This is a genomic window from Pseudomonas sp. GW821-FHT09C10 (genome assembly GCF_059418085.1).
Genome location: NZ_JBWKPE010000005.1, coordinates 189664 through 207811 on the forward strand (window position 1 = coordinate 189664; position 18148 = coordinate 207811).

Sequence of the window (18148 nt, forward strand, 5' to 3'; positions counted from 1 at the left end):
CGACGAGTGTGTAAAAAAGGTCAAGTTGGTTAAAATGCCCGCCTGTAACCGAGGCTGCCCTATGCGTTATTCACAAAACCACAAAGCCCAAACCCACCAACGCATCATCAAGGAAGCCTCTGCGCGCTTTCGCCGCGACGGCATCGACGCCACCGGCCTGCAGCCACTGATGAAAGCCTTGAACCTGACCCATGGCGGCTTTTACGCGCATTTCAAATCCAAGGGCGAGTTGGTGGAGACAGCCCTGCAGGCGGCGGCTGCAGACCTGGACGCCCATTGCGACATGCTGTTCAGCCAGGAGCAGCCGTTGAGCGCGTTTATCGACAGTTACCTGTCGGAATGGCACCTGACCTCCCCGGACCAGGGCTGCCCGTTGCCAACGATGTCTTCAGAGCTGGGACTGAGAGGCCACCCCAGCGCGACAACGGACAAGGTGCTCGACGCAAGGCTCAAGCAAATAGAAACAGCATTGGGAGAGGAGCGGTGTGATGCAGAGAGCCTGGTGATGATGTCGACACTGGTGGGTGCATTGGTACTGGCCAGGAGTGTTGAAGACCCTCAATTGGCAACAAGGATCATGGCCGTGGTGCGCGAACGCCTGAAAACGCAGAACCCGGAGGCTAAAAAGGCCGATCAATGACCGGCCTCCTGGATAGATCAGTTGATGGCCAACCTGTCGCGATTTTTCTCCAGCAACGCCTTGCCGATCCCCTTTACTTCCAACAACTCATCCACCGCCGTGAACGGACCATTGCTGTCGCGATAGGCGATGATCGCCTTGGCTTTAGCGGCACCGATACCGAAGAGGTCACGGCGCAGGGTTTCGGCGTCGGCGGCGTTCAGGTTGACCTTGGTAGATTGCTCGCCCTGGGTCATCTGGGCGGTGATCGGGGTTTGGGCTTCGGGTTTGATGGACGGGGCTGCGTTGGTGGCGACGGAGAGGCTGGTGAGGAAGGCGAAGATTAGGGAGGTGAGGTAGGTGTTTTGCATTGGTGACGCTCCATGACATCGTTGAGAGAAAAGCAGCTTTTCCGAAGCTGCTTTTCTAACTTAGGTGATATCAGGCAACTGTCAAAAACGTGTCCATTACAGGATGTGAAGCAGTCGCCTGCCTATCAAGTTATTGAACTTACACCAAGTAACATTCCATCCTCCTTACGTTATGCAATGCTACGCTCCAACTCACCGGCTCGAAATTTGATTGCCAGTAAAACCAGTGGAACATAAGCCACTGTCAATACCGTCGCACCATCCAAATCGTAGATCAGCAGGCACAATGCCGCAGGCAGTAGCCACAAAATGTTGATTGCTCCTACCGCCAGGGTAACAGGCAAATGTGCGCCTAATCGGCGTGATGCGAACTGGTATGCATGGCTACGGTGGGCTTCGTAGACCTTATCTCCTCGTACCAAACGGCGTAACAACGTGAACGTGGCATCGACAATGAACACGCCCAGGAGTATCAGCCAGGCCCAAAAAAACGTGGGCGAGATCCAAGCCGCCTGGAGTGATAGAACGCCTAATGCCATGCCAAGAAATCCACTTCCGGCATCGCCCATGAATATTTTGGCTGGCGGAAAATTCCAAAGTAAAAAACCTGCGACACAACTCGCCAAGGCAACTAATGACCAACCTTGCGCAGGCGTGCCGTTGACCCAGTATAAGAGACAACCACACAGGCAAACTGTCATCGCTTCCACGCCGGCGATACCATCAATGCCATCCATAAAATTATAAAGGTTAAGCATCCACACTAAATAAACGACAGCGAAAACGTACCCAACCCAACGGATATCAATGTTAAAGCCGTACAGACTTATGGCTGGCACCCCTCCGAGCCACATCACTGCCCATATCGCCGACGCGAAGTGCGCCAACAATCGCCAGCGTGCGGCTATATGCCCATGGTCATCCAAGAAACCCACAACGGCAGTCAACACCCCTGCTCCGGTTAATGCGTAAAACACCGTAGCGGGAATTAGCCCTCCGGCGTACATGCCGACCAACGCCACGATATAGCTCAATACAATAGCAACGCCCCCACCGCGAGGCGTAGGGATGGAGTGCGAGCTGCGACCATTGGGAATATCGAGCATCTTTCGCGACAACGCATAACGACGCAGGGCAGCAGTCAGAAAAAAGGAAAGTCCGGTCAATGCCGGAATCAGCCACCAATAGTTCATTATCCGAACAACTCCAAAAACAAAAATTTTTATTGGTACTGATATCTCGGCCTGATACAGGCCCCAGAAAATGGCAATTCAATTACTGTGTCGTTCAAAAGCCGTCAGCATTTTCCTGACGGCGTCTGTGAATCAGATCGACAATCTGGCACTCGGGAACGTAGCCACTCACCGTAGCGCCGAGCAATTTGCGCAGTTGGACATAATCATCCGCGTTGACCGCATCCAGTAATGCCGAAATGGCCAGTTTGAATGGTTCCCATGGCAGGTGCTCCTCGTCGGCACGCATGATCATCGAGTGCTCGGTCGGCGATACGTTGTCCCCAATCAGCAATTCTTCATAGAGCTTTTCACCACGACGCAGCCCGGTGAACTCAATCGCGATGTCCCCGCTGGGCCTCTCGTGAGTGCGCAAGGATAGACCCGACAGGTGCACCATCTTTTCGGCCAAATCGGCAATTTTCACCGGCTGCCCCATATCGAGCACAAACACATCGCCGCCCTGCCCCATGGAGCCAGCTTGAATGACCAGTTGTGCAGCTTCAGGGATGGTCATGAAATAGCGGGTCATGTTCGGATGGGTCACCGTAATAGGGCCACCATTCTTTATTTGTTCCCGAAACAACGGAATGACTGAGCCAGACGAGCCCAATACATTGCCGAAGCGCACCATGGTGAAACGTGTCTTGTTGGTACACGGTTGCATATCAGGCTCACCGAACAGCAACGGCTGGGGCTCTCGACTCAACGCCTGCAAAGTCATCTCAGCCAGTCGTTTGGTACACCCCATGATGTTGGTAGGTCGCACCGCCTTGTCGGTGGAGATCAGTACAAAGTGCTCCACACCTGCTTTCACGGCAGCCTGGGCGGTGAGCAACGTCCCCAGGACGTTATTCAACACCCCCTCAGCAACGTTATGTTCGACGATGGGCACGTGCTTATAGGCTGCTGCGTGATAAACCGTATTAACCTTCCAGGTACGCATCACATCCAGCAGACGCTCACTGTTGCGAATCGAACCCAGGATCGGCACCAGCTCCAAGTCCAACCCTTCATCCTGGATCAGCTTCTCCAGTTCGGTCTGGATGCTGTAGAGATTGAATTCGCTGTGTTCGAACAGGATCAGCACCGTCGGCTGACTGGTGAGAATCTGCCTGCATAATTCCGAGCCAATGGAGCCGCCGGCCCCCGTCACAAGGACAACATGATCACGGATGCAGCGCTCGAATAGAGCCTGCTGCGCCGCAACGGGATCGCGACCGAGCAGATCGACAATATCAACTTCCTGCAGATCACTGACACTGACACGACCATTGGCCAGGTCCATGAACCCCGGAATCGTGCGCACGTGGACGGGATAACACTCAAGTGCAGCCAACATCTCACGGCGTCGAGCACGCGAGGCAGAAGGGATGGCCAGCAGAACTTCGGTTGCGCCAGTCTCCGCGATCATCTGCTCAATATCAGAAGAAGGGTAAACCTTGAGGCCGGCGATGACCCGGCGCGCAATACTTGCGTCGTCGTCAATGATAGCAACCGGCCGCATCGATTTGTCCGACCGCAGCGCCGCGACCAACTGATTACCTGCCGCGCCCCCGCCATAAACAGCGACCTTGGTGGCGTCATCGTCCTGGCGTAGAAACGGCACATGCTGACCGGCGAGGAACCAGTCACCAAGGAAATACTGACGCATGAACAACCGTAACCCGCCGATCATCAGCAGACTCAGCCACCAGAAGTTGATGATCAACGAACGTGGGACCAATACGTTAGGGCGGTACAAATAGACGTAAACCGTTAACACCAGCGCCGACAACGCCACGGCTTTGAAGATACTGACCAACGCTTCATTACCGAAATAACGCATCACCGCTCGGTAAAGGCCAAATCGGATAAAAATAGGCACAGAAATAATCGGTGCAGCGATGAATAACCATGCGTAATCACCAAACGGGTTGATCGGTTGCTCAATCCCCAGTCTCACGACAAAAGAGAGCCACAATGCCAACCAGACCAACACCACATCGACCATCAACTGCAAGATACGCTTGTAGCTACGCGGCAAATTTAATAAACGCTCACGCATTGTCCGAGCTTCCTGCGCTCGACTTTCGAATTGCCCACCGCCCTTCCCTTCCACGCTCAATGCTCCAGAAAGTCTTTTGCCGTTTTTTCAAGAGCCCCGTCGACGCTGATCACAGGAGTCCACTCAAGTAGTGTCTTGGTTTTTTTGATGTCGACCTGAAGCGACCCACACAAACGTTGAGATACTGCTTTTTTTCCAAGTATTTGCGCAAAGACGCTCAACAGCCACATGGGCAATGGCAACAGACGTGCCGGCTGACCCAGTGCCCGCGCCATCCGCCGTAGCAGTTCACTCGTAGACAGGTCTTCATCGTCGCTCACCAGAAACACCTGATTCGCAGCGCAAGGATGGTGTATGCAGGTCACTATCAGGTCGACCAGATTGTCCAATGCCACCAGACTTCGTTTGTTGGTAATCGTACCCAGCGGCAAAGGCGCGCCACGATTGAGCCAAGCCATCATGCTACGAAAGTTGGCTTTCACCCCTGGGCCGTACACCAGCACCGGACGAATAATCACGACTTCCATCTGCATTTCAGCTGCGAGCTTCAGCAATGCTTGTTCCGCTTCCAACTTGGAGATGCCATAGGGATCTGCTGGAGCGGGCAGGTCATCCGCAGAGAAAGGGTGGCCCGGCACAGTCCCCTCACCGTTTACCTTGATTGAGCTCAGATAGATGAAACGGCGAACACCGGACTCCGCCGCTTGTTCTGCCAAGCGTAATGTCCCCCGCACATTCACGTGCCGGAAGGCCTCCAAGGGATCGGCTTCACGCTCGTCCATGACATGGACTCGAGCGGCACAGTGGATGATCACGTCGACCCCTTCAAGGGCCGGCTGCCAGTCGTTATGCGGTTCAAGTCCCTGGACCTGGCAGACTTCCAGACCCGCGAATGGCGATAACGGCAGCCGCCGATAGACCGAACGCACCGCGTACCCGGGATCATCCAGCAGACGAGCCTGAACCGCAGCCCCGACAAAGCCACTGGCTCCGGTCAGAAGAACACGTGTCATAACGATCTCAAGCCTTTTTCCACACCGTACGATTGATGTAATCGGTGTAACTCAGCACAACACGAACCACCTGCAATGAAACCGGACCACCTTGATAATCCGCAACCACTGGCACCTTGCGCTGCTCGCGCGCGTGCTGACTGGTTACCACTCGAACCGCATCCATTACGGACTCGCGCTTGAGGCCGCTCATGATCAATGTCCCCTCGTCCATACCTTCGGGGCGCTCGTGGGCGTTGCGCAAGGTCACCGCCGGCAGGCTCAACAGCGAAGCCTCTTCGGTAATGGTGCCGCTGTCGGACAGCACGCAAAACGCTGACATCTGCAGCTTGATGTAATCCAACAGGCCGAACGGTTTGACGAAGCGGATCAGCGGATGGTCAAGAGACTCGCCCAACGCTTCAAGACGCTTGCGCGTACGAGGGTGCGTCGAGACGATCAGAGGGAAACCATAGTGGTCCGCCAGGGAGCGCAGCGTATCCAGCAAATCACGCAGGTTATCCGGCGTGTCGACGTTCTCCTCGCGGTGGGCGCTGACAATGAAGAACTTATCCTGCTCCAGGCCACTGCGCGCCAACACATCGGACTGCTCGATCTTGGGCATGTAATACTCAAGAACTTCCTGCATGTGCGAGCCTGTCTTGATGATCGTTTCTGGACGAATGCCCTCGGCGATCAGATAACGACGAGCATGCTCGGTCAAGACCATGTTGATGTCACTGAGGTGGTCCAGTACTTTGCGGTTAAGTTCCTCAGGCACCCGCTGATCGAAGCAGCGGTTTCCGGCCTCCATATGGAATACCGGAATTTTGCGACGTTTGGCAGCGATCACTGCAAGACATGTATTGGTGTCGCCGTACAGCAGCAACGCGTCAGGCTGTTCCAACTCGAAGAGTTCATCAGACTTGGCAATGACTTCGGCGATGGTTTTCGCGGCGGTATCGCCGGCCGCACCGAGGAAGTGGTCAGGCTTGCGAATTTCCAGATCGTCGAAGAACACCTGATTGAGTTCGTAATCGTAGTTCTGACCCGAGTGCACCAGGACATGATTGACCTGACGATCCAGTTCGGCGATGACCCGGCTCATTTTGATCAGCTCGGGACGCGTGCCGACGAGTGTCATGACCTTAAGCATCGAGTTGCTCCTTGATGTAATCAAGCTTGAGTAGCAATGCCTTGATACCAGGTATATCCAGACGCTCTGTATTGTGGGAAGTGTAATCATCCAGATCGGAGATAAGCTGCTCACCCTCAACGAAGTACTTTTTGTAATTCAAGTCACGGTTATCTGCTGGAATACGGTAATAACGGCCCATATCCTCGGCCTTGGCCATTTCCTCCCTAGACACCAGGGACTCATAGAGTTTCTCGCCGTGGCGAGTACCGATCACCTTGACAGCATTGCTCTTGGCGAACAGCTGCTTCAGCGCCTCAGCCAGGTCACCGACAGTGGAGGCCGGGGCTTTCTGGACGAACAAATCGCCCTGCTGGCCGTGCTCGAAAGCGTGCAGGACCAGGTCGACCGAGTCTTCAAGTGACATCAGGAAACGTGTCATTTCAGGGTCAGTAACGGTGAGCACTTCACCTTTGCGCAGTTGATCGACAAACAAGGGAATGACCGAGCCACGCGAAGCCATGACGTTGCCATAACGTGTTGCACAAATAACCGGCCCTTTGACCGGAATCATGCGCGACTTGGCAACCATTAACTTCTCGGCCATCGCCTTGGAAATGCCCATCGCATTGATCGGATAAACAGCCTTGTCGGTGCTTAATACAACGACTCGCTGCACGCCCGTCGCAATAGCGGCATTCAGCACGTTTTCGGTGCCCAGTACGTTAGTGCGCACCGCTTCCATAGGATAGAACTCGCAGGAGGGTACCTGCTTCAGCGCAGCGGCATGGAAGATGTAATCGACACCGACCATTGCCTGGGAAAGACTGTCGTAGTCACGCACATCACCGATGTAGAACTTGACCTTGTCGTTGGCCAAGGCGATACGCATGTCTTCCTGCTTTTTCTCATCACGACTGAAGATGCGAATCTCGCGCACAGCGGTATTGAGAAAACGCTTGAGGACCGTATGGCCGAAGGAACCGGTGCCACCGGTGATCATCAATACCTTGTCGTCGAACATGTAAACCTTCCGAATTCGTTAGCGAGTGGCGTGCATCAGCTCAATGAGCTGTCGCCAGGCTGGTGCTTTGTATCCAGTTGCCTGGGTGAAGCGCTCACTGTTGAGCGAGCGATCGATGACTAATGCGGCATCAGGGCGGATCTCGATTGACTTGCCATATTGGTTGGCAATCAACGTCAACAAGTCGAGCTTGGCAATTGGATCTGCGGACACATGATACAGACCATTGAGCTCCGGGTGCGGAATGACGAAGTCTTTCATGACGCGGGCCAATTCAACGGTGGGCAGGCCAGAGAAAATGGCCTTGGAAAAACCGCGTGTGCTGCCCTGTTGTGACAGGAACCAGTCCACCAGGGAGTGACTGGAATTCAACTCATGCCCGATGATGGAGGTTCGTAGGGTGACCGCATTGGGCACGTCATGAAGTTCGCCGATGTACTTGGACTTCCCATACAGATCACTGGCATCTGACACATCGCTTTCCAGGTAACCGCCTTTTTTACCCGAGAAGACGCAGTCAGTACTGATCTGAATAAGGCGCGCGTTGCTCAGGGCGCACAATCGCGCTAACCGATGCGGCAACAGGGAGTTGACCGGCAATGCGGTCAATGGGTCGTTGGCATCGGCCAATTGCTTGATCAGACCTACACAATTGATCACGACGTCAGGGCGAACCCGGGCTAGCACCGCAACAAGCGAGTCCTGATCCAATACATCGACGCCCGACAGGAGACGCTCGTGGTTGGCGGCAGGGAAGTGTCGCAGTCCGGCAGCGCTTCGCAACGTTCCCCACCCTTCATGTTCCGAGTCGGAACTGAAAGCCTTGAAGACCGCACTGCCGAGCATGCCGGTAACGCCAAGAACAAGAACACGTGCCATGAATCATGAACCTTCTATATTTTCAGATCTGGAAAAGACGAGAAAAAACCCCATCAATAAATAACAGAATAAAGACGTTCAAAAAAGGAAAACGAACAGTCTACAACTTTGCATGGAAATACTTTACATACTGAAGACTTACATGACCTGAATTGAGTTTGCTTCACACCGACACATCAATCCCTCATGCGCTTATACAGTATTACAGCCACTTGAAATAACGCCCCAACAACTAACACGCATTCAAGCCGTTCGCAGATGACGCTCTCTGACTTCGAGCAGATCAATGTGTGCGCCTTGAACGTTATCAAACGCTTGCGCACGTTGACATGGTTGCGTCGCCCTTTAGCGCTGCAACAGCCCGACCAAGCGGCTCACTTGGCTGTCCATGTCAAAATTGGCATCGAAGTACGCCCGCCCGGCTTCGCCCATTGCCGCTCGCTCTTGCGTGTCCATAGCCTTCAGGAGCCGAATATTGGCCACCAGAGGAGGAACTTGCTCAGCAGGCGAAGTCAGGCCTGCGCCTGCTTCATCGATCACGCGCGCGCCTTCGCCGTTCATCGAAGCGATGATCGGCCGTCCCGCTGCAAGATACGCCTGAATTTTGCTCGGAATAGTTTGGGCAAAAACTTCCTCATCAGTCAGCGAAACCAACAACGCCGATGATCGTTTGAAAATCGCGCTCATCGCCTCTACCGGAAAGCGCCCCGGCAGCACCAGATTGTCCAGCTCAAGGGCCAACTTCTGCGATTTGAGCCAGTCCAGACGACTCCCGCTGCCAACCAGTACAATGCGAATCTGCGCGTCATCACGCAGCTTTAATGCTGCCTCGACCAGTGTATCGAGGGCTTGAGCGGTGCCCAGATTGCCCGCAAACACTACGCAAAAATGTTGCGTGAGCACTGCATCCAGCTCAGGCGGAACAACAAACGGCGACTGCGCCCCCCGCGTGTCCATTGAGTTAGGGTAATACTGGATTTTTTCGCGTGCCGCGTACCGGGCAACCGGCTCTACAAATGCGTGCGACTGCACCAGCAGCGTGTCGCAATGGCGATAGATGACCTTGACCGCCTCACCCACCAGCCTCAACACATACCGGTTATGAATGAATCCGGTGGCAGAGAGACTTTCCGGCCACAGATCCTGCACCCACAAAGCAAGCTTGGCCTTCTTCAGCCACTTCAACGGAATCGCGGGAACAGCCTGCAGGATTGGCGAAGGGGCAAAGACCAGAATCGCGTCGAACTCTCGTTTACGCAGCATCCACGGTAAAAAAAGCAGGCCGGCGAAGACGAACGACAGGTAGTTGAAAATCAGGTTCTTCGCGCCGCCTTCCCCTCTTGGCCAGAGCGGAACGCGCAGCACATCGATCTTCCCAAGGTAGCGCTCGCGTTGGGTGCCCTTGGCGCTATAGCCCTCAAATATTTTGCCATCCGGGTAATTGGGCTTGCCGGTAGCCACAACCACCTCATGGCCCTGCTCATCAAGGGTACGCACGATGTCGTTGATGATGAAGCTTTCGGGCCAAAAGTATTGCGAGACAACGAGAATCTTCATAGGGAATCGGGGTACTCAATCATTGATTCGAGCGAGGTATTCTGCCTGGCAAGGTGGCTGGCCAAGATCGGCCAGCCACCTGCGCACGCTTGAGCAAATTCAGATGCCTTTGACCAGACCAGTGATTATCCCTGGTGAATATCCTGGGATGTCACACCGCAGACATCCTGATAAATCTGGTACATAAGCCGGGCATTCACTTCGATGGCGAAATTATCCTCAGCCCACCGGCGAGCCTGGCGGCCAAGGGTCAAACGAAACTTGTCGTCCCCTGCCAGTCGTTGCAAGGCATTAGCGAGTAATTCTGGATCAGAGCGGGGTATGGCCAACCCCGTCACCTCATGAATTATCGCGTCCGGTACGGGGTTCGCCACGGCAACCACGCTTGGAATTGAGTAGAACGCCGCCTCGAACACCGGCCGGCCCGCCGCATCAAGATGGGAAGGAAAGCACAGAATATCGAGCTGCGGATACAACTGCCGGACATCGTCTACAAAACCCATCAGGCGCACATGGCTTTGCAGGCCATGCTTTACGATGAAACATTCGAGATCGCTACGTACGTCGTGTGCAAATCCAAGCTTGCGCAGCACCCAAGCCTTGGGCCCGGAAAGATCCCGTGCATTCTCACCAGCAATCCAGCATTCGATCCGAACCTGACGGTCCCTGAGGACTCGCATGGCTTCCACAAGCTCATAAATCCCTTTCAGAGGAATGAGCCCACCCACGAACCCGACTCGTACAGGCTTATCCCTATCCCGTGGCGACCGTTCATTCAGCGGACCATCAATACTCAGGCCATTATGCACAATGCGCAGAGGCAAATCGTTTGAAAGGGTAGCAGCTACCGTATGGTCGATAGGCACGACCGCATCGGCAAAACGCTGCAATACCGCACTCACAAGCCTTGTACGCACACCCTGACGGGGAGGACGCTGCAGAGACCGCACATGCACCACCATCGGTATGCGCAATAATAACTTCGCTAGTATCCCCAAGGGCAGCAACGTCACTTCGTTCAGATGCAACACGTCAAAGCGCTCATGCCGCAAGCGCCAAAGGGCGATCAGGGAAAAGGGCAGCAGGAACAACTCGCGCAGCAGAATGATCCATCGCAAGCGTCGATAATAGCCATAACGGGTGTTGTCGAACTGACTCAACCCCTTGACCGCCCTGACATCCATTCCCGCCTGAATAAAAGCCTGGCAGACGGTACCGGAGGGGCTTAACACCGTGCCCTTCACACCGTAGGCGCGCAGACACCCGAACAACTCGATCAGACTCTTGGATGCGCCACCGAATGCCGCTGCCGGGTGGAGGAACAAGACTCGCACCCGAACTACCTCTGGCCTGAAGCGAGACGAAGTGACTGAACAACCCGGCCTGCTGCCTGACCGTCACCATAAGGCTCGCCATCTGCCGTGCCCGGCAGATAATCCTGTTCAAATGCGCTGAAAAAATCGTCGCTCAGTGGCGAAGCAAGGCGGTTCCAGCCCATATCGATCAATTCCAGCCACTCGGTCTCATCCCTCAGCGTGAGGCAGGGAACCCGATGAAAATACGCCTCTTTTTGCACGCCGCCGGAATCAGTGACAATCAGTGAGGCGTGCTTCTCAAGCATGACCATGTCGATATACCCGAGCGGTTCCACTATCAGGATATTCGCAGGCATGACTATCCCTTGATCAGCGAGGCGATTACGGGTCCGCGGATGCAAGGGCAGGACGACTTTCAGCGGGGACCGGGACAAGCCATCAAAGATGCGCTGCAGACGCAGTGGATCGTCGGTATTTTCCTGACGATGCACGGTCGCCAACCAATACGCTTTTGGGGCCAGTGACAACGTCTGAAGAATCTTGCTGGTCTCGTCGGCTCTTGCCCCAAAGTACAAAGCTGCATCAAACATCACGTCACCCACGTTGATGACGTGCGAACCGGTGATACCTTCTTGCACCAGGTTCTGGATACCCTGCTGATTCGGGGTCAACAGCAAATCACTGAGGTGATCAGTCAACTTGCGGTTGATTTCTTCAGGCATGGCCCGGTTGAAGGAACGAAGCCCCGCTTCGACATGAACAATGGGTACGTGCAACTTGGCGGCCGCCAGCGCGCCAGCCAAGGTAGAGTCCGTGTCCCCGTAGACCAGCACCGCATCCGGACACTCCTTGATCAGTACAGCCTCAATGGCTTCAATCATGCGCCCCGTGTTCTGGCCGTGGCTCCCGCCTCCCACCCCGAGACTGTAGGCGGGTTTAGGGATCTCCAGTTCTTGAAAAAAAACATCCGACATATTCGCGTCGAAATGTTGTCCGGTATGGATCATGACTTCAACGCAGTCGCCTTGCTCTGCCATTGCACGAGAGACAGTAGCGGCCTTGATGAACTGAGGACGAGCACCGACGACGGTAACAATTTTCATAAATTCACTCATAAATGACGGTGTTCAGAGCAGCCGTGTGATTTCCGAGAGCAGAACCTTTCCATCATGCTCGTAATTGAGTTCACTGGCCGCGCGATGCGACGCTTGCTTGAATTCAGCGATATCTTCAGCGCTGAGCGCATTCATGGAGGCGGCCAGCGCTTGGGCGGTAAAAGAGTCAGCAACCACACCACAGCGATACTTGTTCAGCAGCGTAGCCATTTCAGTCGAAGGGCCGATGGCAACCCCGAGACGGGCCTGCACAAACTCAAAGAACTTGTTGGGCAACGCATGCTCATGGTTGAAGTTGACCGGTGGGAGCAGATAGACGCCCATGTCATATCCACTGAGCGCCTGGCATATCTGCGGCATCGGTACGGGCTCGATAAACCTGATCCGCACGTCTGCGCTGGCAGCCTGGCGCAGCTCCTTCATGTAAGCCGCATCCGACTCCATCAGCATGAAATCCAGACTGAAGCGCTGATCCAGGTACTGCATCATCTCGATCATGACGCCCAGGTGACGAGACCGAATGGCGGCACCATGGTGGATCAGACGAACCTGGTGTTCATTGACAGGCGATGGCGCCAGTTTCTGATCGAGTGGCGCGTTATGAACAACCACCGGTTGAACCCCATAGACACGCCCATATTCGTCGGCAATGCCCTGGCAAACAGTAACCATGCCGGCGGCCAACGGCAGGTAGCGCTGGCACAACGTATGGTTGTAACGACCAAACAGCAACCGCCACGCCCATTTATCGTCGAATTCCCGAGGCGAGTACTCGTGCGCATCCACCAGCACTGGCGTAGCACCCGCCAACTTCAACGCCAGCGGCGCACTGGAAAGATCATTGGCAATGATAAGGTCAAAACTGTCGGCGCTCAGCAGAGCCTGGGCGCTGCGGACCTGTTGCTGATTCCAGTAGTAGTTTTCAAACGCACCGGCCAGCAGCTTGGCCGCCCAAAACAGCTTCTTCGGCAGACTCGCGGGTGATTTCTCAAGGTTTACGAAACGTATATTCGCATCAGGCTTTTGGCCATAGCCGGCCACAGTCACCTGGTAATCAGATTCGAGCAAGCGAACCTGCCGCATGACCCGAGGATCGCTATGAATAACGGAAAAAGAAATTATCAGTATGCTTTTCAAAGTAAAACCTTGATTCAATATCAAGCAATAAAATGACTATGCCAGCGACAGAAGTTAATCCAGCGCCAGACCTGCCAGGTAAAAGGCTTTTTGCCCGCCATGATCAACTCAAACTCACGCAACGCTTCTGCCTGGTCGAAAAACGGCAACTGCAGATCAACTCGCAGCCAACTGCGAATCGTATCCACCATCGATGTCAGCCAAACCTGTTCAGGAGTGGCAAAGCCGATCTTGTCGCGGCGATCCAGGACATCATCGGGCACGATACCGCGCATGGCAGCACGAAACACGGACTTCGTCTCGCCCTTCGGCGAGATCAGGTAGGACTCTGGCAACGACAGCAACAGATTCACCATATCCAGCGTCAGGAAAGGTACCCGGCTTTCAACCGAAAAACGCATCGAGTTGCGGTCGCCATGACGCAGCAGCGCGGGCAACCCACGGCGGGTCAACGAAAGTGCCAGCTCGGCAACCACACGGCGACCCGACTCGGTCACGTCAGAGCGCTGCAACGGAAAACGCTGAACAATGCCGCGCTCGGCAAGCGGCTCACTTTTGATCCAGGCGGGTAACGCGTTCATACCATTCAATGAGCGCAGCGCCTGGTTCAACGTGCCCTGGGTCATTTCAGCCACGCATCGCTTGGCCCCACCCATCCGGCTGCGACCTGGCCACTTGGACCACTCATCAAGAAAGCTCCAGGCTTCGCCCAGTTTTCCTTTCTCGATCAGGCTTCGCAGACGCTGTCCTGGATAACCGCTATAGCCGGCCATCATCTCATCAGCGCCCTGACCGTCCAGGGTGACGGTAACGCCCTGCTCTTTCGCCAACTGAAACACCCGATACTGGGCGTAAATACTGGTGCTGCCGAAAGGCTCGCCTTGAGCCAGGATCATGGAATCGAGGTCGCGCGCGAGCTCATCGGCGCTGACCACCATTTTGTGGGGAACCGCGCCCACATGGTCATTGACTCGATCGACCCACACCTCTTCGCTTACATCACTGCCCCGCGCAATGTAGCTGAAGGTATTGATCGGCAGGTCCGGCTCGACATGACGCATGGCACACACCACAGCAGAGGAGTCGATGCCGCCGGACAACGCCGCGCCGACCGCGACATCACTGCGCAGGTGCAAGCGGATGCTTTGCAGAAAGGTTTCTCGGACACGCTCCGTGGCATCCGCGAAGCTCAGGTCGCTGCGCTCTTTGATCGAGGGGGCCCACCAACGTAGTGGGTCGCTGAGCGCGCCAGTCTTGAGGTCAACCGTGAGCACATGCCCTGGCAACAGGTTCAACACCCCCTCAAAAAAGGTGCCGGGACCACTTTCATAATCGCCGTGAACCAGATAATCGTAGGCACGCTGCCAGTCCAGAGTCGCCTTTTCGCGCTTCAACGCTTTGATCGCCGCCACTTCCGAGGCGAACAGGAACGCACCTTGTTCTTGAGTATAAAAGAAGGGTTTGATGCCAAACGCGTCACGCACGCACGTCAGCGTCGCCGCTACCCGGTCAAACACCGCAAAAGCGAACATGCCGGTCAGGCGTGGCAGACACGCTCTGCCCCACTGCTTCCATGCGGCCAACAGCACTTCGGTATCAGAGTCGGAAACAAAGGGGTGCCCGAGCGAGCGGAGCTCTTCACGCAGCTCGCGGTAGTTGTAGATCTCACCATTGAAAACGATCGATAGCGTCCCCTCAGAGGAATGCATCGGCTGATGCCCGGCCGATGACAAATCAATGACCGACAGACGTGTATGCCCCAGGCCGACGACGGCGTTTGCCGCCTCGAACAGCTCGTATCCCCGGTCATCCGGACCTCGTAGGCGCATGGCATCAAGCGCCCTGGCCAGGCTGTCGTCCACCAAGGATGACCGTGTCGGCCACCATCCCCCTGCAATACCGCACATGGCTATCCAATCTCCAGAAACAAGGTTAAGCCTGCCGAATCACACATTAGACCGTCGACCGACACGCTGGCGAACCTGCAGCAACAGCGCACGAATATCTGCAAGTGGCAGCAGACCACTCGCCACCACGACAATCGACAGCGCAATCAACAGCAACGATTTCAGCATCAGGGTCAGCGGCAAGTAGAGATCCCATTGATCCAGCTGCGCGCTCACCCAGGCACAAATAATGAAGGCCACCACGCCAGACGCGCAGGCAGGCCAGTTATAGGGAATCCGATAGAGACGCTGACTGACCAACAGCCAGGCCACAAAGAACACCAGCGCGGCCAGAAGTGTCGCCGTTGCAGCCCCGTAAACGCCCCACAACGGCACCAGCAGCCAGTTGGCCCCGGCACTGACCGCCGCTGACAGCAGCGTTACCCACAGCTGCCAGATGGTTTTTTTCTGGATGGCGATGCCCGGCGCAAAAATATACATCTGAGACAGAAGCAGCGCCGGGGCGAGGAAGGCAACCAGCGAGGCGCCTGCGAGGTAATCCGCGGTTGCAAATACAGTCAAGAGCTCGCGGGCAAACACAGCCAGGAACAGGCAGCCGGCCAGCGCTACAGCAACAAACCAGCTGAACAACCGGGCAATCTGCCCCGGTGTTTCCGGTTCCCGGTAATGCTGGTAGACCAGTGGCGTCAGTGCGGCCTGGATACCAAGCAGCAGCAAGGCGGAAAGGCCCGCGACACGACTGCCAATACCGAACAGGCCGACGTCCTCCAGTGAGCCAAAATGCATCAGCGCAACGCGGTTGATATACAGGCTGACAAACACCGCCAGGCCGGCCGGAACCAACGGCATGGAGAACTTCAGCATCGCCGCGAGCCTTTCAACATCGAAGGAAAAGCCGAATGTGGTGCGCAGAAGCCAAAGACAGATCAGCGTTGAGCATAACGCGGCCAGTAACTGGCCAAGCATGACGCCTTCCAACCCCTTGCCAAGCATCAGGCAGAACAGCACCGCAAAGGCCAATGTCATCAGTGCATAGCCGAAGCTGACCATGGCGTACGCCTTACTGCGCAGCTCCCAGCGAAACTGGTTGAGCAGCAAATAGTAAATGCCATTGATGGTGATAAAACCCAGGCCAAGGCGAAAGGTCTCGAGGTACGCCGCGTCGCCGAGCACCAACAGATTCAGGCGTGACGAAGCCACCAGGCCTGCCAGCAGAAACACACTGTACATACCCAGGGTGAACCAGAAGGACGTGCTTGCCAGCGTGCGCTTTTCGGAGGGTTCCGCGATGTCTCCCCAGTAACGCGCCAACCCCTGCGACACTTCCAGCGCAACGGTTAGATTCACCAGCGCGCCCAGGGTGATGAGCAAGTCAAAAGCCCCGTAATCACCTGGAGAAAGTACCCGTGTGTAGAGCGGCAGCAAAAAAATAGCCAGGCCTCTGGACAAAATAGAGGCCAGGCCGTAGATCAGGCTGTCACGCAAAATCGCCTTAAGCATTGGAGACTTGGTCCTCGCTTTTGACCAAATCAAGAAGAGCGCGCTCCAGGGCCGGTTTATCCCCCATCGCCAAAGCGCTGGCACCCAACTGCTCGACTACTCCACTCACCAGGAAACGTACGTGATAATCGGGGGCGCAACATCCACCGACATAATCGATGCTTGAAGGGTCAAACCACCATTCGGCGCGAGGAGTGCCCTCAAGAAGATCCAGATAGCGTCTGGCAACGACCGCACACGACCAGCGCTCCTGAACGAAAAGCTGAGCCCGTCGGCCCAACTCCGCCCTGTACTCGGGATCGCAAACCAGCCTCTCTATCGCTGCTTCCAGATTCTGCGGTAACACGTACAAACTGGGTGGCACATCTTCGGCCTGGATGTAGCGCGAGACATTCTCGGCCATGTAGCCGGCGATGACGCAAGGTTTTCCAAAGCGAGCCGCCTCGGAGCCAAAAACGGCAAGCGGGATGTCCGAATACAGTTGATCCACGATGAAATCACAGTGGGCCAACTGCTTGAGTACTTCCTGATTACTGACACCCTGGAGCTTGATGAACTCGATCGGATACCCCCGGGCGATCAACCCATCGATAACCTCACCTATCCTCTGACTGCCCTTGGCCAGGGGACTTGAAGGGCTGTGCAAAATTGTCACTTTTCCCGCTGCGGGCTTTGTATCGATACCAACAGGCGCATCAAAGGCAGCCGGCACGCCCATAGCGAACCAGTTTATAAAAGGTTGCTCATGGAAATGGGAACTGCTCGGCGAACTGACAATGAAGTCAGCGTAACGCTCATGCAGGGCAATACGCTTTTTCAGGGTTTTGACCACTCGTCCCAATTTATGAAAATCAGGCGACTCTGCCACACAAGGATAAACAGACCCATCCAGATAAGGAGGACGGAAGTCACTGCCCACGTTAATGAACACCACTTTCTTCCTGAACGCCTTGAGCAAAAACAGTTCGAGATGAGAGTCCGTTAACGTACGACCGTAGAGGAAAATATAAGCGTCGTAGCAAAAAACCGACCCTAGAAAAACCAGCCAGCTCCAGGCTTTGTGCAGCAGTACGTAAAAGATCTTGCGCAGCAATTGACGTGATTGTGTCGCGCCCCGGCGCGCACCGATTGCCTGCCAGGCACGGATCAGCCACGAGTCACGCGCCCCGCCGTAGGAAAAGATATGCCTGCTCTCCAACACCAAGTCAGCCGAGATGCCATTTTCGGCAAAGCCCTTGGCTAGACCTTTGGCAACACCGGCGATTTCTACCGGGCCGATCAAAACCCTCATACCTCCTCCGGGGTGAGACTTGAGCA

The 18148-nt window shown here is 55.3% G+C and carries 15 protein-coding genes; 1 reads left to right on the forward strand and 14 read right to left on the reverse strand.

Annotated elements, in window-relative coordinates:
* Nucleotides 1–61: 61 nt before the first annotated feature.
* Nucleotides 62–640 carry a TetR/AcrR family transcriptional regulator gene (locus AC07OT_RS12385; protein ID WP_495108178.1) on the forward strand — a complete coding sequence of 193 codons (579 nt, stop codon included), beginning with the start codon at nucleotides 62–64 and terminating at the stop codon, nucleotides 638–640.
* A 17-nt stretch (nucleotides 641–657) separates the two neighbouring features.
* On the opposite strand, the gene AC07OT_RS12390 is transcribed toward AC07OT_RS12385, so the two are convergent.
* From AC07OT_RS12390 to AC07OT_RS12455, 14 genes are all read right to left on the reverse strand, one after another.
* Nucleotides 658–990 carry a ComEA family DNA-binding protein gene (locus AC07OT_RS12390; RefSeq protein ID WP_495108179.1) on the reverse strand — a complete coding sequence of 111 codons (333 nt, stop codon included), beginning with the start codon at nucleotides 988–990 and terminating at the stop codon, nucleotides 658–660.
* A gap of 170 nt (nucleotides 991–1160) precedes the next feature.
* On the reverse strand, nucleotides 1161–2183 hold the full coding sequence (locus tag AC07OT_RS12395) for an MraY family glycosyltransferase (protein ID WP_495108180.1): 1023 nt from the start codon (nucleotides 2181–2183) through the stop codon (nucleotides 1161–1163).
* A 94-nt stretch (nucleotides 2184–2277) separates the two neighbouring features.
* On the reverse strand, nucleotides 2278–4269 hold the full coding sequence (locus AC07OT_RS12400) for a polysaccharide biosynthesis protein (RefSeq protein ID WP_141157093.1): 1992 nt from the start codon (nucleotides 4267–4269) through the stop codon (nucleotides 2278–2280).
* A gap of 56 nt (nucleotides 4270–4325) precedes the next feature.
* On the reverse strand, nucleotides 4326–5282 hold the full coding sequence (locus tag AC07OT_RS12405) for a UDP-glucose 4-epimerase family protein (RefSeq protein ID WP_495108181.1): 957 nt from the start codon (nucleotides 5280–5282) through the stop codon (nucleotides 4326–4328).
* A gap of 7 nt (nucleotides 5283–5289) precedes the next feature.
* Nucleotides 5290–6417 carry a non-hydrolyzing UDP-N-acetylglucosamine 2-epimerase gene (gene wecB, locus AC07OT_RS12410; protein ID WP_495108182.1) on the reverse strand — a complete coding sequence of 376 codons (1128 nt, stop codon included), beginning with the start codon at nucleotides 6415–6417 and terminating at the stop codon, nucleotides 5290–5292.
* On the reverse strand, nucleotides 6410–7420 hold the full coding sequence (locus tag AC07OT_RS12415; RefSeq protein ID WP_495108183.1) for a polysaccharide biosynthesis protein: 1011 nt from the start codon (nucleotides 7418–7420) through the stop codon (nucleotides 6410–6412). Before AC07OT_RS12415 ends, wecB (AC07OT_RS12410) begins: the two co-directional genes overlap by 8 nt.
* A gap of 18 nt (nucleotides 7421–7438) precedes the next feature.
* Nucleotides 7439–8299 (reverse strand): dTDP-4-dehydrorhamnose reductase family protein, encoded by an 861-nt coding sequence (locus AC07OT_RS12420; protein WP_495108184.1) that lies wholly within the window; start codon nucleotides 8297–8299, stop codon nucleotides 7439–7441.
* Between the two features lie 345 nt (nucleotides 8300–8644).
* Nucleotides 8645–9856, reverse strand: coding sequence for a glycosyltransferase family 4 protein (locus tag AC07OT_RS12425; protein ID WP_141157088.1), 1212 nt, complete (start codon nucleotides 9854–9856; stop codon nucleotides 8645–8647).
* A 125-nt stretch (nucleotides 9857–9981) separates the two neighbouring features.
* Complete coding sequence (locus AC07OT_RS12430) at nucleotides 9982–11190, reverse strand: glycosyltransferase family 4 protein (RefSeq protein WP_495108185.1); 1209 nt, start codon at nucleotides 11188–11190, stop codon at nucleotides 9982–9984.
* A 5-nt stretch (nucleotides 11191–11195) separates the two neighbouring features.
* Nucleotides 11196–12275 (reverse strand): non-hydrolyzing UDP-N-acetylglucosamine 2-epimerase, encoded by a 1080-nt coding sequence (wecB, locus tag AC07OT_RS12435; RefSeq protein ID WP_495108186.1) that lies wholly within the window; start codon nucleotides 12273–12275, stop codon nucleotides 11196–11198.
* A gap of 24 nt (nucleotides 12276–12299) precedes the next feature.
* Complete coding sequence (locus tag AC07OT_RS12440; protein WP_495108187.1) at nucleotides 12300–13424, reverse strand: glycosyltransferase; 1125 nt, start codon at nucleotides 13422–13424, stop codon at nucleotides 12300–12302.
* 20 nt (nucleotides 13425–13444) lie between these two features.
* The gene (gene asnB / locus AC07OT_RS12445; protein WP_257228059.1) at nucleotides 13445–15286 is read right to left on the reverse strand and encodes an asparagine synthase (glutamine-hydrolyzing); all 1842 of its coding nucleotides are present in this window, start codon (nucleotides 15284–15286) and stop codon (nucleotides 13445–13447) included.
* Between the two features lie 84 nt (nucleotides 15287–15370).
* On the reverse strand, nucleotides 15371–16831 hold the full coding sequence (locus AC07OT_RS12450) for an oligosaccharide flippase family protein (RefSeq protein WP_495108188.1): 1461 nt from the start codon (nucleotides 16829–16831) through the stop codon (nucleotides 15371–15373).
* Nucleotides 16824–18122 (reverse strand): glycosyltransferase, encoded by a 1299-nt coding sequence (locus AC07OT_RS12455; protein ID WP_495108189.1) that lies wholly within the window; start codon nucleotides 18120–18122, stop codon nucleotides 16824–16826. Before AC07OT_RS12455 ends, AC07OT_RS12450 begins: the two co-directional genes overlap by 8 nt.
* Between the last annotated feature and the right edge of the window lie 26 nt (nucleotides 18123–18148).